The sequence below is a fragment of the Rhodoferax sp. TS-BS-61-7 genome (genome assembly GCF_002943465.1).
In the GTDB taxonomy this organism is placed as follows: domain Bacteria; phylum Pseudomonadota; class Gammaproteobacteria; order Burkholderiales; family Burkholderiaceae_C; genus Allorhodoferax.
In genome coordinates this window covers 1-14,663 of record NZ_PTQY01000002.1, presented here as the reverse complement: position 1 = coordinate 14,663, position 14,663 = coordinate 1, and the positions used below count along the sequence as shown (strand labels likewise).

The 14,663-nt window shown below is 61.5% G+C and carries 12 protein-coding genes; 11 read left to right on the top strand and 1 reads right to left on the bottom strand.

Features of this window, described 5'->3' with window-relative positions:
• Positions 1-201: 201 nt before the first annotated feature.
• Together rpoD and C5F53_RS05885 are read left to right on the top strand one after the other, a co-directional pair.
• Positions 202-2,508: an RNA polymerase sigma factor RpoD gene (rpoD, locus tag C5F53_RS05890; protein ID WP_105260453.1), complete on the top strand. Its 2,307-nt coding sequence runs from the start codon at positions 202-204 to the stop codon at positions 2,506-2,508.
• 95 nt (positions 2,509-2,603) lie between these two features.
• On the top strand, positions 2,604-3,446 hold the full coding sequence (locus C5F53_RS05885) for a shikimate dehydrogenase (RefSeq protein WP_105260452.1): 843 nt from the start codon (positions 2,604-2,606) through the stop codon (positions 3,444-3,446).
• A gap of 3 nt (positions 3,447-3,449) precedes the next feature.
• Here the strand turns inward: C5F53_RS05885 and C5F53_RS05880 are convergent, their stop codons facing one another.
• Positions 3,450-3,731 (bottom strand): late competence development ComFB family protein, encoded by a 282-nt coding sequence (locus C5F53_RS05880; protein ID WP_105260451.1) that lies wholly within the window; start codon positions 3,729-3,731, stop codon positions 3,450-3,452.
• Positions 3,732-3,988: 257 nt separating this feature from the next.
• Between C5F53_RS05880 and C5F53_RS05875 the strand changes: the two genes are divergently transcribed.
• From C5F53_RS05875 to C5F53_RS05835, 9 genes are all read left to right on the top strand, one after another.
• A complete protein-coding gene (locus C5F53_RS05875; RefSeq protein WP_105260450.1) occupies positions 3,989-4,300 on the top strand; it encodes a helix-turn-helix domain-containing protein in 312 nt (103 codons plus the stop codon).
• A gap of 153 nt (positions 4,301-4,453) precedes the next feature.
• A complete protein-coding gene (locus C5F53_RS05870; protein WP_105260449.1) occupies positions 4,454-4,807 on the top strand; it encodes an FKBP-type peptidyl-prolyl cis-trans isomerase in 354 nt (117 codons plus the stop codon).
• Positions 4,808-4,874: 67 nt separating this feature from the next.
• Complete coding sequence (gene grpE, locus C5F53_RS05865) at positions 4,875-5,438, top strand: nucleotide exchange factor GrpE (RefSeq protein ID WP_105260448.1); 564 nt, start codon at positions 4,875-4,877, stop codon at positions 5,436-5,438.
• A 107-nt stretch (positions 5,439-5,545) separates the two neighbouring features.
• Positions 5,546-7,492: a molecular chaperone DnaK gene (gene dnaK / locus C5F53_RS05860; protein WP_105260447.1), complete on the top strand. Its 1,947-nt coding sequence runs from the start codon at positions 5,546-5,548 to the stop codon at positions 7,490-7,492.
• Positions 7,493-7,584: 92 nt separating this feature from the next.
• A complete protein-coding gene (gene dnaJ / locus C5F53_RS05855; protein WP_105260446.1) occupies positions 7,585-8,721 on the top strand; it encodes a molecular chaperone DnaJ in 1,137 nt (378 codons plus the stop codon).
• Between the two features lie 89 nt (positions 8,722-8,810).
• The gene (locus tag C5F53_RS05850) at positions 8,811-10,175 is read left to right on the top strand and encodes an MBL fold metallo-hydrolase (RefSeq protein WP_105260445.1); all 1,365 of its coding nucleotides are present in this window, start codon (positions 8,811-8,813) and stop codon (positions 10,173-10,175) included.
• A 37-nt stretch (positions 10,176-10,212) separates the two neighbouring features.
• Positions 10,213-11,163: a rhodanese-related sulfurtransferase gene (locus C5F53_RS05845; protein ID WP_105260444.1), complete on the top strand. Its 951-nt coding sequence runs from the start codon at positions 10,213-10,215 to the stop codon at positions 11,161-11,163.
• 9 nt (positions 11,164-11,172) lie between these two features.
• Positions 11,173-11,817 (top strand): glutathione S-transferase, encoded by a 645-nt coding sequence (locus C5F53_RS05840; RefSeq protein WP_105260443.1) that lies wholly within the window; start codon positions 11,173-11,175, stop codon positions 11,815-11,817.
• A 176-nt stretch (positions 11,818-11,993) separates the two neighbouring features.
• The gene (locus tag C5F53_RS05835; RefSeq protein WP_161499889.1) at positions 11,994-14,456 is read left to right on the top strand and encodes a DUF1631 family protein; all 2,463 of its coding nucleotides are present in this window, start codon (positions 11,994-11,996) and stop codon (positions 14,454-14,456) included.
• Positions 14,457-14,663: the final 207 nt, after the last annotated feature.

Sequence of the window (14,663 nt, the reverse complement as noted above, 5' to 3'; positions counted from 1 at the left end):
AGCAGCACCTCCGGGCTAGGCCACACGTTGACACCAAGTCACAACCGGCCACCTCACCGCAAGGACTGCACCCCAAATGATCGCCCTCCCATCTTGCCACAGGGGTATTACTGCCCCGTCTTGCCACCTACTTCGCCCACCGCGTGATGTAGCTGGTGCCTGATCTGTTTGCCAGTTTTTTTGTTGACCTGAGGTTTTTGCATGCCCGCTTCAAAATCCGCCAAGCCTGTCCAGCCTGCCAGCAAGTCCGCCCCGAAGACCGATAAGAAAGCCTCCTCCGTGTCCGCACCCAAATCCAAAGCCGCCCAGTTAAAAGAGGCTGCCGACGCGCTTCTGGCCGCCGCAGAAACGCCCGCCAAGAAGAAAGCCGGCCGCCCCGCCAAAGCCGCGGCAGACGAATCCTCCGCTCCGGCAAAAACCACGACCGGCGCCAAGCGCGGTCGCAAGCCCAAGGCTGCGGCTTCCGAGTCCGGTGGTGACGACATGGACATGTCCGACATTGAAGCGGACTTGGTAGGTGAGCCCGAAGCTGCGGCCGCAACGCCCGGCGAGAAGGTCAAACCCCTGCGCATGAAAATCAGCAAGGCGAAAGAACGCGCCTTGATGAAGGAATTCGGTCTGGACGAGACCGTGCTGTCTGAAGAAGACATGGCCAAGCGCCGCGCGCGCCTCAAGGCCCTGATCACGCTGGGCAAGACCCGCGGTTACCTGACCCACGGCGAAATCTCCGACCACTTGCCCGACAAGCTGGTGGATGCGGAAACACTGGAAGTCGTGATCTCCATGTTGAACGACATGGGCGTGGCCGTTTACGAACAGACACCCGACGCAGAAACCCTGCTGCTGAACAACAACGTTTCTACTGCTGCGACGGTGGAAGAAGCCGAAGAAGAAGCCGAAGCCGCTTTGTCCACCGTGGACAGCGAGTTCGGCCGCACCACCGACCCCGTGCGCATGTACATGCGCGAAATGGGCACCGTGGAGCTGCTGACGCGCGAAGGCGAAATCGAAATCGCCAAGCGCATCGAAGGTGGCTTGATGTTCATGATGGAGGCGATCTCTGCATCGCCCGCCACCATTGCCGAAATCCTGCGTCTGGGCGAAGAAATCCGCGAAGGCAAGGTTGTCATCACCACCATCGTTGACGGTTTCTCCAACCCCAACGAGGCCGACGACTATGTGGCCGAAGAAGACTTTGACGAATTTGACGAAGCCGACGATGACGACGGCAAGGGCGGCTCCAAGGCGCTGACCAAGAAGCTCGAAGAGCTGAAGAAGCAAGCGCTGGAGCGCTTCGACAAGATGCGCGAGCTCTTCGAGAAGGTTCACAAAATCTACGACAAAGAAGGCTACGGCACACCCGCTTACGTGAAGGCCCAGAAGGCCCTGAGCGAAGAGCTGATGACCATCCGCTTCACCGCCAAGGCGATTGAAAAACTGTGCGACATGGTACGTGGCCAGGTGGACGATGTGCGCAAGAAAGAGCGCGAGCTGCGTCGCATCATTGTGGACAAGTGCGGCTACCCGCAAGAACACTTCATTGCCGACTTCAGCGGTCGCGACAAGGCCGGCAACAAGGTGGCCTCCAACCTGCTGAACCTCAAGTGGATTGAAAAACAAGCGGCCTCCGGCAAGCCATGGGCCGCCGTCATGGGCCGCAACATTCCGCCGGTGCAAGACCTGCAGCAAAAGCTGATGGACCTGCAAGCCCAGGTGGTGGTGCCTTTGGACCAGCTCAAGGACATCAACAAACGCATGAACGAGGGTGAATACGCCTCGCGCGCGGCCAAGAAGGAAATGATCGAGGCCAACCTGCGCCTGGTGATCTCCATCGCCAAGAAGTACACCAACCGTGGCCTGCAGTTCCTCGACCTGATCCAGGAAGGCAATATCGGTTTGATGAAAGCGGTGGACAAGTTCGAATACCGCCGCGGCTACAAGTTCTCGACCTATGCCACTTGGTGGATTCGCCAGGCCATCACCCGCTCCATTGCGGACCAGGCGCGCACCATCCGTATTCCGGTGCACATGATCGAAACCATCAACAAGATGAACCGCATCAGCCGCCAGCACCTGCAGGAGTTTGGCTTTGAGCCCGATGCCTCGGTCTTGGCCGAGCGCATGGAGATTCCGGAAGACAAGATCCGCAAGATCATGAAGATCGCCAAAGAGCCGATCTCCATGGAAACGCCGATTGGTGACGATGACGACAGCCACCTGGGCGACTTCATCGAAGACAGCGCCAACACCGCGCCTATGGAAGCTGCCATGCAGGCCGGCCTGCGCGATGTGGTCAAAGACATCCTGGACAGCCTCACGCCCCGCGAAGCCAAGGTGCTGCGCATGCGTTTCGGTATCGAGATGACGTCCGACCACACCTTGGAAGAAGTGGGCAAGCAGTTCGATGTGACCCGCGAACGCATCCGCCAGATCGAAGCCAAGGCGCTGCGCAAGCTGAAGCACCCCAGCCGTTCGGACAAGCTGCGCAGTTTCACCGATACGCTGTAAAGCCCCTCGGCTTTTAAGCCATTTAGCGCCCCAGCCCACATGGAATGTGCGCGGGGCGCTATTTTTTTGATAGTAAATTAGCCTACATTGCTCTGATGGCCCACGAACAACCGTACCGACTCGCCGGCGTGATGGGATGGCCCGTCGCCCATTCCCGCTCCCCCATCCTGCACAACCATTGGATCGCCGAGCACGGCCTGCGCGGCGCCTATGTGCTGTTGCCCGTACAGCCCGAGAAGATAGAGCAGGCCCTGCGTGCCCTGCCGATACTGGGCTTTGCCGGCTGCAACCTGACCATCCCGCACAAGGTGGCGGCCATGGCCATCGTGGACCATCTGGAGCCGCTGGCCCAGCGCATCGGCGCGGCCAATACCATCGTAGTGGGGGCCGATGGCTCGCTGACCGGCCGCAATACCGACGCCTTTGGTTTTATCCAGAGCCTGCTCGATGCGCAGCCCACTTGGCGCGCCGATGCCGGAGCTGCCTGCGTGGTGGGCGCCGGTGGTGCTGCGCGTGCCGTGATTGCGGGCCTGCTGGACGAAGGCGCCACCGAAGTCCGCCTCACCAACCGCAGCGATGCCAAAGCCGTGGACATGGCCCAAGAGTTCGGCCCCTTGGTGCATGCCGTCCCTTGGGCAGAACGCCATGCTGCACTGGACGGCGTGGCCTTGCTGGTGAACACTACCAACCAGGGCATGCACGGCCAGGCCGCGCTGGACCTGCAACTGGACGCACTGCCCGCAACCGCCCTGGTGTCAGACATCGTCTACGTGCCGCTGGAAACACCCCTGCTACTGGAAGCCAAAGCCCGTGGCAATGCCACCGTGAATGGCCTGGGCATGCTGCTCAACCAGGCACGCCCGGCGTTTGCAGCCTGGTTTGGCCCCCTGCCTGCCATCTCCCCGGCCCTGATGGACAAGGTGCTGGCCAGCTTTTAGCGCCTAGCGGGGGGCCTTGGCGGCGCGCTCCTGCACAAAGCCAAAGGCGAACTGCAGCACTTCTTCGAGTGAGAGCTCAATGGCATGGCGCTCCTGCTCGGTCAGGTAGAACATCATGTCCACATCGTGGCGTACATAACGCGCGGGCAGCCGGTTCAGGGCTACACAGGCCACATCGGCCAGCATGTCATTGGTGAAAGTGGGGTGCGCCTGGGCGCGGCGTACCACTTCTTCAAATACCAGACGCTCGTAGTAGTTGTGGACTTGTTCGAAATTGAAATTCATGGATGTCTCCGCAAGATGCTCACCCCAAGAGGGCCTTGCAAAGAACGTTAGCACCTCCCCTGCGCACTGGCAAGAGCGGCTACACACCCTCGGCGGCCGGGCATTCCGGGTGTTTTTAGGGGGTGTTGCCCGAAAAACATACGCCAGCAGCTATGAAACTTGTAGCAGCCGAAAATCTGCGCTATAGTTTCTGCTCATTTCAGCGGTTGTGGCCCCACGGGCGCAATCTGTCACGGTACAGACAAAAGGGTAAGGTAATGAGTGCAAAAGAAACGATCGCAGTGGGACAACTGTTGGGATTGCTGGAATCCCGCTATGCGATTCGCGTTTTGTGGGCCTTGCGCGACGGCCATGCACAAACCTTCCGCCTGCTGCAAGACAGCGTGGGCGGTATTACCCCCAACACCCTGAACACCCGTATCAAGGAACTGCGCGAAGCCGGCCTGCTGACCCATGGCAGCGACGGTTATGTGGTCACCGCTGCTGGTGCCGACCTGCTCAAGCGCCTGGGCGACCTGCAGGCTTTTGCCGTGAAGTGGTCCACCAGCCTGGCCAAAAAGGCCAAGTAAGCCGGGCCGGCGCAGGCCGGCGGCAAGCACCCACCAGACAGGCTTAGCCTGTCTTTTTTTCGTCTGCGGCATAATTTAGGGCTTTTCAGCCCTCCAGCGCACGCCCCATGTGCGTGAGCAGCTACTCTTTTTATAGCAAACAAGGAACTCCCCATGCCAACCACCGCCAGCGGCCTGCAATTTGAAGACACCGTGGAGGGCACCGGCCCTGTGGCCACCAAAGGCCAAAGCGTCACCGTGCATTACACCGGCTGGCTCTACAACGACGGCACCCAGGGTGCCAAGTTCGACTCCAGCAAAGACCGCAATGACCCGTTCGTGTTCAGCCTGGGTGCCGGCATGGTGATCCGCGGTTGGGACGAAGGCGTGGCCGGCATGAAGGTGGGTGGTGCCCGCACCCTGATCATTCCCGCAGCCCTGGGCTACGGCGCGCGCGGCGCTGGCGGCGTGATCCCTCCCAACGCCACCCTCAAATTTGATGTGGAATTGCTGGGCGTATCGGGCTAAAACCCCTTGAAACTGCGCTCCCGGACACCATCTGGGGCGCATTCCCGCCTAACTTCCATCCAAACGCATGTCTGACACCTCCTCTACCCCTACCCCCAACCCTACGGCCGCCAATTACCAAAGCACCGAGGACATGGTTGCAGCCCAGGCCGCCAACGAGGCAGATGCCCTGACCCAAGCCCAGGCCGAGCTGGCCACCCTGCAGGCCAAGAGCAGCGAGCTGGCGGACCAGTTTCTGCGCGCCAAGGCCGAGGCCGAAAACGCCCGCCGCCGCGCCGAAGACGAAATCGCCAAGGCCCGCAAGTTTGCCGTCGAGTCGTTTGCGGAGAGCATGTTGCCCGTGGCCGACAGCCTGGAAGCCGGTCTGGTGATCAAGGACGCCACCCCCGAGCAAATCCGCGAGGGCGCCCAGGCCACGCTGCGCCAGCTGGTAGCGGCGCTAGAGCGCAACAAGGTCATCGCCATCGCCCCTGCTGCAGGTACCAAGTTTGACCCGCACCAGCACCAGGCCATCAGCGTAGTGCCGGCTGAGCAGGACGCCAACACCGTGGTGAGCGTGCTGCAAAAAGGGTATTCGATTGCTGACCGCGTGTTGCGCCCGGCCTTGGTCACCGTGACCGCCGCAAAATAAAGCAAGCGCTCTAAAAAATACCACTTTGGGCCTTGGGGGCTCTTGAAAGTCCAAAAGTACCCCACACCTTATCCACATCTGAATTTTTAAGTTAGCAGGAGTAAATCATGGGAAGAATCATCGGCATTGACTTGGGTACCACCAACAGCTGCGTGGCCATCATGGAGGGCAACACCCCCAAAGTCATCGAGAACGCAGAAGGCGCACGTACTACACCGTCCATCATTGCGTACCAGGAAGATGGCGAAGTGCTGGTTGGCGCGTCCGCCAAGCGCCAGTCGGTGACCAACCCCAAGAACACCCTGTACGCGGTCAAGCGCCTGATCGGCCGCAAGTTCACAGAAAAAGAAGTGCAGAAGGACATCGACCTGATGCCCTACACCATTGCCGCAGCCGACAACGGCGACGCCTGGGTGGAAGTGCGCGGCAACCGCATGGCCCCCCAGCAGGTCAGCGCCGACATTTTGCGCAAGATGAAGAAGACCGCCGAAGACTACCTCGGCGAAGAAGTGACTGAAGCCGTCATCACGGTGCCGGCCTACTTCAACGACGCACAGCGCCAGGCCACCAAGGACGCCGGCCGTATTGCCGGTCTGGATGTCAAGCGCATCATCAACGAACCTACCGCTGCCGCACTGGCATTCGGTATGGACAAAAACGAAAAGGGCGACCGCAAGATCGCCGTGTACGACTTGGGTGGCGGCACCTTTGACGTGTCCATCATTGAAATCGCTGACGTTGACGGTGAGAAGCAATTCGAAGTGTTGTCCACCAACGGTGACACCTTCCTGGGCGGCGAAGACTTCGACCAGCGCGTGATCGACTTCATCATTACCGAGTTCAAGAAAGAGCAAGGCGTCGATCTGTCCAAGGACGTGTTGGCCCTGCAACGCCTGAAAGAAGCCGCGGAAAAGGCCAAGATCGAACTCTCCAGCAGCTCACAAACCGACATCAACCTGCCTTACATCACGGCAGACGCGTCCGGTCCCAAGCACCTGAACATCAAGCTGACCCGCGCCAAGCTGGAAGCCCTGGTGGAAGAACTGATCGAGCGCACCATTGCGCCGATCCGCACCGCCTTGAAGGATGCTGGCGTGTCGGCCTCCGACATCCATGACGTGATTCTGGTAGGTGGCATGACCCGCATGCCCAAGGTGCAAGAGAAGGTCAAGGAACTGTTCGGCAAGGAACCCCGCAAGGACGTGAACCCTGACGAAGCCGTGGCCGTGGGTGCTGCGATCCAGGGCCAAGTGCTCTCGGGTGACCGCAAGGACGTGTTGCTGTTGGACGTGACACCTCTGTCTCTGGGTATTGAAACCCTGGGTGGCGTGATGACCAAGATGATCACCAAAAACACGACCATCCCCACCAAGTTTGCACAGACCTTCTCGACTGCCGAAGACAACCAGCCGGCCGTGACGATCAAGGTGTTCCAGGGTGAGCGCGAAATCGCTGCCGTGAACAAGATGTTGGGTGAGTTCAACCTCGAAGGCATTCCACCCTCGGCCCGCGGTACCCCGCAAATTGAAGTGTCGTTTGACATTGACGCCAACGGCATCTTGCACGTGGGCGCCAAGGACAAGGGCACCGGCAAGGAAAACAAGATCACCATCAAGGCCAACTCCGGTTTGTCCGAAGCAGAAATCCAGCAAATGGTGAAAGACGCCGAGCTGAACGCTGCCGATGACAAGAAAAAGCTGGAACTGGTGCAGGCCAAGAATGAAGCCGATGCCAATGTGCACAGCGTCAAGAAGAGCCTGACCGAATACGGCGACAAGCTGGAAGCCGGCGAAAAAGACGCTATCGAAGCCGCGATCAAGGACTTGGAAGACACCCTCAAGGGCGACGACAAGGACGCAATCAAGGCCAAGAGCGAAGCGTTGATGGCTGCTAGCCAAAAGCTGGGCGAGAAGATGTACGCCGATATGCAAGCCAAGCAGGCGGCTGAAGGTGGCGAGCAAGCGGCGCCCGAGCAAGGCGCTCAGGCGTCTTCCAAGCCCGCAGACGATGACAACGTGGTGGACGCGGAAGTCAAGGAAGTCAAAAAAGGCTGATTGCGCGGACACGCGCAGCTGAAAGATGCCGCGTTGAACGCCTGCTGGGGTTCAACGCGGCTTTTCTGTTGTAAACGGGCACAGAGACACACATGGCCAAACGAGACTATTACGAAATCCTGGGCGTTGCCAAAAACGCCTCCGAGGACGAGATTAAAAAGGCCTATCGCAAGTTGGCGATGAAGCACCACCCTGACCGCAACCAGGGCGATGCGGCCAAGGCCGCCGAAGAAAAGTTCAAGGAAGGCAAAGAAGCCTACGAGATGTTGTCGGACGCGCAGAAACGCGCTGCCTACGACCAGTACGGCCACGCCGGTGTGGACCCCAACCGCGGTGGCGGCGGTGGCGGCGAGGGTTATGGCGGTTTTGCCGAAGCCTTTGGCGACATCTTTGGCGACATGTTCGGCCAACAGCGCGGCGGTGGTGCGCGCGGAGGTCGCCAGGTCTACCGTGGCAGCGACCTGAGCTACGCCATGGAAGTGACGCTGGAAGAGGCCGCCCGCGGCAAGGACGCACAAATCCGCATCCCGAGCTGGGACAGCTGCGACACCTGCAAAGGCAGCGGCGCCAAGCCCGGCACCCAGGTCAAAACCTGCGGCACCTGCAATGGCGCTGGCACGGTGCAAATGCGCCAGGGTTTCTTCAGCGTGCAACAGACCTGCCCCACCTGCCGCGGCAATGGCAAGGTGATTCCTGAGCCTTGCATCGCGTGCAGCGGCCAGGGCAAGATCAAGCGCCAGAAGACGCTGGAAGTCAAAATCCCCGCCGGCATCGACGGTGGCATGCGCATCCGCAGCGCAGGCAACGGTGAGCCCGGTACCAACGGCGGCCCGCCCGGCGACCTGTACATCGAGATCCGCCTGAAGAAACACGACATTTTTGAGCGTGATGGCGACGACCTGCATTGCTCGGTGCCCATCAGCATCGTCACCGCATCGCTGGGTGGCGAGATTGATGTACCCACGCTAGCTGGCAAGGCCGCGATCGATATTCCGGAAGGCACCCAGACCGGCAAACAGTTCCGCCTGCGTGGCAAGGGCATCAAGGGCGTGCGCTCCAGCTACCCGGGCGACCTGTACTGCCACATTGCGGTCGAGACCCCGGTCAAACTCAGCGAGCACCAACGCAAGCTGCTCAAGGAGTTGGACGAGTCCTTCAAAAAGGGCGGCAGCAAACACTCACCCTCGGGTGACAGCTGGACCGATCGCTTGAAGAGCTTCTTTAGCTGATCCAGGTCAAGAAAAGCGGGACTCCCCCGCGCTCTTGTCAAGCCGCCCGGTCTATAAACGACCCGGCGGCTTTTTTCTTGGAGGACTCCATGGGCGTTTCCATCACCTTTCTCGGCGCAGCGGGCACGGTCACAGGCTCCAAGTACCTAGTGCGCTGCGGTGACCAGTCCCTGCTGGTGGACTGCGGCTTGTTCCAGGGCTACAAACAGCTGCGCTTGCGCAACTGGACACCACTGCCCATCGCGCCCGACCAAGTGGACGCGGTGTTACTCACCCATGCGCATCTGGACCACAGTGGCTACCTGCCATTGCTGGCCAAAGAAGGCTACCGCGGCCCCATCTATGCCTCGGCCGGTACCCGTGATTTGTGCCGTGTGTTGCTGCCCGACAGCGGGCACATCCAGGAAGAAGATGCTGCCTTTGCCAACCGCCATGGCTTCTCCAAACACACACCCGCACTGCCGCTCTACACCCGCCAGGATGCCTTGGACTGCCTTCCGCTGATCAAAACCGTGCACCAGCGCAAAACCTTCCAACCCCTGCCCGGCTGGCGCGCCACCTTTCAGCCAGCGGGCCATATCCTGGGCGCGTCCAGCATCTTGCTGGAAGTCGCAGGGCGCAGAATTTTGTTTTCCGGCGACCTGGGGCGCCCCGATGACTCCCTGATGAACCCACCGGATGCAGCCCCGGCCGCAGACACTGTGTTGATCGAATCCACCTACGGGGACCGCTCCCACCCACAGGACAACCTGCTGGCCGAATTGGGGCCGGCCCTACAACGCTTGGCGGCGCGCGGCGGCGTGGCCGTGGTGCCTGTGTTTGCCGTTGGGCGCGCACAAGCCCTGCTGCACGCCATAGCCCAACTCAAGGCCAACGGCACCCTGCCCCACGGGCTGCCCGTGTTTCTGGACAGCCCCATGGCAGTGCACACCACCCATTTGTTTGAACAGCACCCCGGCGAACACCGGCTGAGCCGTGACGCAGTGCATGCCATGACCCATGCCGCCACCATGGTCAATAGCACCGATGAATCCAAAGCCCTGGCGTCACGCCATGGACCCATGGTCATTCTCTCAGCCAGCGGCATGGCCACCGGTGGCCGGGTACTGCACCACCTGGCCCACCACGCGGGCAACCACCGCAACATGGTCATCCTCACGGGCTACCAGTCGCCCGGCACGCGCGGTGCCACACTGGCCAGCGGCGCGCGCACTGTGCGTATCCACGGCCGCGACGTGGAGGTGCATGCCGAGATCGTGCAACTGGAGTCGGCCTCTGCCCACGCAGATGCCACACAGCTGCTGGACTGGCTGCGCAACAGCCCCAGCCGCCCCGACCAGGTGTATGTGGTGCATGGCGATCTGGAAGCCGCCGACACCTTGCGGGCGCGCATTGAGCGCGAGCTGCACTGGCGTGCACTGGTGCCCGAACACGGCTCCACCTGGCCCTGCTGAACACCACACCCCCCCTGCCCCAAGGCACAATTGCACCATGCCCTCCCCCCGTTACCTGACCGCCGCTTTTTACAAGTTTGTGGACCTGCCCGACTACGCCGAGCGCAAGCCTGCGCTGCTGGATTTTTGTGAATCACACCAGGTCAAAGGCCTGATTTTGCTGGCCCGTGAAGGCATCAACAGCACCATTGCCGGTGCGCCCGACGATGTACATGCCGTCTTGGCCTATCTGCGTGCTGACCCGCTGCTGGCCGACCTGCAGCACAAAGAATCGTTTGCGGACAAGGCACCGTTTTACCGCATGAAGGTGCGCCTGAAAAAGGAAATCGTTACCATGCAGGTGAACGGCATCAGCCCCACCCAGATGGCCGGCACCTACGTGAAACCCGAAGACTGGAACGCGCTGATCTCCGATCCGGATGTGGTGGTGGTAGACACCCGCAACGACTACGAAGTGGACATTGGCACTTTTGCTGGCGCCATCAACCCCCATATCAAGACCTTTGCCGAGCTGCCCCAGTGGGTGCAGCAATCGGAGCGACTGCACCCCCCAAGCGGTAAAAAACCCAAGGTCGCCATGTTTTGCACCGGAGGGATCCGCTGCGAAAAGTCCACCGCCTACATGCGGGCACAAGGTTATGACGAGGTCTACCACCTGGAGGGCGGCATCCTCAAATACCTCGAAAACATTCCACCCGCGCAAAGCCTCTGGCAAGGTGAATGTTTTGTGTTCGACGAGCGCGTCTCGGTGGGCCACGGCCTGGTGCCCGGCCACCATGGCCTGTGCCGCGCCTGCCGCCAGCCGCTGGAAGACGGCGCCACCACATCGCCCCTGTATGAGGCGGGGGTGAGCTGCCCGCGCTGCCATGCCGCCACCAGCGACACCCAGAAAGCCAGTGCCCGCGAACGCCAGCGCCAGTGGGAGCTGGCCAAGGCGCGCCAGCAGGTGCACATCGGTGCCGTCTTGCCCCACAAGTCCGAGCCCTGAGGACACGGCATGCCGGTGCTCTACTCGTTCAGGCGCTGCCCGTACGCCATGCGGGCCCGCATGGCCCTGGCGGTCAGCCAGCAGACCTGTGAGCTGCGTGAGGTAGTGCTGGCGCAGAAGCCAGTGGCGCTGCTGCAGGCCTCTCCCAAAGGCACCGTGCCAGTGCTGGTGCAAGACGATGGCACGGTGCTGGAGCAAAGCCTGGAGATCATGTTGTGGGCACTGCAACGCCATGACCCCCACGCCTGGTTGCCCACTGATACAGACGCTTGGGCCAGCACCCACGCGCTGATCGCCCACAACGACGGATCGTTCAAACGCCAGTTGGACCGCTACAAATACCCTGCACGCCACGGGCTGGAGAACGGCCAAACCGAACGGGATGCAGCAGCGCCTTGGCTGCAAACCCTGAACACCACACTCGCCCGCCAAGCCTATCTGGGCGGCGGCCAATGGGGCCTGGCGGATGCTGCCATCGCCCCTTTCATACGCCAATTCGCCCACACCGACCCTGCGTGGTTTGCTGCGCAAGCCTGGCCAAAACTGCAGGCCTGGCTGGGCCACTTTGAGACATCGGACACTTACCTGCGCTGCATGGACAAGTACACGGCCTGGCAACCTGGCCACGCTGCGACCTACTTTCCGCTAGTCTGATCGGGCTATTTACAAATCGTTACCAGAAACCGAGGCCGTACTTTGTAAATCTGCCGCTTTGGATGGTCCAAGACCTAGGGCACGGGCATGGTCCATGCGATCATTCCGCATCAGAAATACAGTCGATGGACGAACGGATCGCCAGCCCCGGGGGCTGCGTCACCATTCAGCGGTACATGAGCGCATTTCAGCCTTTTTCAGCCAGCACCAGCACCCCGGAGTCGCGCGCGCAAGCGCTGCGTCTGGTGCGCGCCATGATGGGGAAAACGCTGGGCTATTTTGAAGACCGCGAAGACGCCCAGCTCAAACAAATCCGCACCCACTTGCTGGACCTGGCCGACAGCAAGCTGCCCCTGTTGCAATCCCAAAACCTGCGCACAGCAGCCGTGTTGCTGGACCGCCAGGCCACCACGTTCAAGCGTCTTTACCGCGAAGCACTGCAACAGTGTCTGCAGGAAGAGGTGCAGGCCGTCTGGCCCGAGATGGAAAAACTCGGGGCCAAACCCGCCCCAGCCAGCGACCACGCGCTGGACGGCATGACGCTGAGTTTGATTGATGTGGATGAGGTGCACCGCATCCTGCTGCTGGACCGGGTGGCCCAGCAGTTCAACACCCGCTACGAAAGCACCCTCAGCCCGCTCACACAAAAACTGGGGGCGCTGTTTGGCAACGAATCGCCCACCCTGTCGTCCAACCCGTTTCGCCCTGGTGTGCTGCTTGGGGCCTTCATGCGCGCCTGGGACAAAGGCGAGTTTGAGCCCCAAGCCACCGAACACCTGGTGCAGGCGCTGGAGCCCGGCCACACCATGGACCTGGCGCCGCTCTACACCGACCTGGGCGCCACACTGACCCAGGCGGGCATTCAGGCCCAAACCGTACACCGCATTCGCAAGTCCGTGTCCTCGGCCTATGCCCCGCTGACGGGTTCAGCCCCCTTGGGAGACGCGAGCCAGAGCAGCCAGGTGCCGCTGCAGTCGGCACCCGCACCGCTCACGCAACACGCGGCCCTGGCCCCGGCAGGCGCCGAGCCTGCACGCAGCGCCTGGAGTGCGCTGGCCCCGGCAGGCCAACAAATTGCCACCCAGGTCAAAGCCTTTTTGCAACGTCTGGGTGTGGGCGCCGCACCCGGCAATGTCGGCACCGCAGGGGCTTCCGCTGGCCATGGCGGCGCGGGCAACGCCTATGCCGGTGCCGCCACAGCGGCCGGCGGTGCAGCCCGCCTGTACGACGGCGACACCAACGGCACTGAACACGGGTACGCCAACACCCTGCAACCCGCGGGCAACATGGTGCCGGCCGATCCGGCGCTGCTCAATTACCTGGGCCAGATGCAGGCGAACGCCGGACCTAACGCCTCGCGTTTCCAGTTTTTGCAGCCGCAAGACAGTCCGCACGGCCACCACAATGTGCTGCGCCAGATACGCGAACAGGACGCGATTCGCCAGGCCCCCGAGCTGGACCGCGGCACGGTGGATGCACTGGCCGAGGTGTTTGACTACGTCTTTGCCGACCAGGCCATCCCCATGCAAATGAAGGTGGTGATCGGCCGCCTGCAGATTCCGGTGCTGCGCGCGGCCATGATGGACCGTGACTTTTTCTTGAGCAGCGAGCACCCTGCGCGCAAGCTGGTGGATACGCTGGCCTCGTCCTCCGTGGCCTGGACCCCAGAAAAAGGCGAAGAAGATCCGCTGTACCAGCGCATCGAACACACCGTGCAGCGCGTGCTGCACGAGTTTGAAGACGACCTGACACTGTTCAGCCTGCTGCTGGCCGAGTTCACCGAGTACCTGTTTGAGAGCGAACAACAGGCACAGCAGCAAATCGAGCCGGTTGCCAACCAGGAACGCGACCAGGAAGCGCTGAATGCCGCACTGGCCCATGCCGACGAAATCGTGCACGCCCGCATCAGCGCGCTGCCCGACAGCCTGCCGCTGGTGCCCTTCCTCAAGCCTTTTCTCACCACCGAATGGCGCCAAGTCATTGCCGCGGCCTGGATGCTGGAAGACAGCGAGCCTGGCCGCTGGAACGCGGCGCTGCAGACCATGGACCAGCTCATCTGGAGCACCCAGCCCAAGACCACCTCAGAGGAGCGCAAGGCCCTGGTCGGTGTGCTGCCCGAGCTGGTGCGCGTCCTGAACGTGGAGCTAGATGCCATCGAGTGGTACGGCGACCCACGCGCCACCTTCACGCGCCGCCTGATCGGTACCCACATGCTGGCCATCCGCATGAAAGCGCCGCCCCCCATCGACACGCAAAGCGCGGCGCTGGAAGAAAGTGCGGGCGACGCTGCCATGGAGGCGCTGGACCAACGGCGTGCCACGCAGCTCACGGTGCACGACCCGGCGGCCATGGATGATTTTGACGCCAGCGCGCAGTTGCTGACGCGTGGCGTGTGGTTTGAAGTGGCCGAGCCCGACCTGCCCTCGCACCGCTGCCGTCTGAGTTGGGTCAGCCCCATGCGCACGCGTTTTTTGTTCACCAACCGCGAAGGCTTTGACGCCTTTGTGCGCAATGAACGTGAAGTGGCGGCCATGCTGCGCAACGGTGCGCTGCGCATGCTGGAGCAGGCGCCGATTGTGGAGCGTGCGCTCAACCGCCTACTGGCCGACAACGAGACCGAACTGCGCCTGCAGGCCTGAGCTCAGCCGGTCTTGCCTGCAAGACTGCTCTCAAAAAAATAGCGCCTCGCGCAGACTGCACGGGCGCTAGAGGCCTAAAACTTGATTTCTAGTTCGAATCGCGACATTGGTTGCGCAGTTCCGAGAGTACCTCAGCAGGGGTCTTGAAGCCCAAGCATGCACGCGGTCTGGAGTTAAGCAGGCGTTCAATGCGCGCAATCGAGCGTT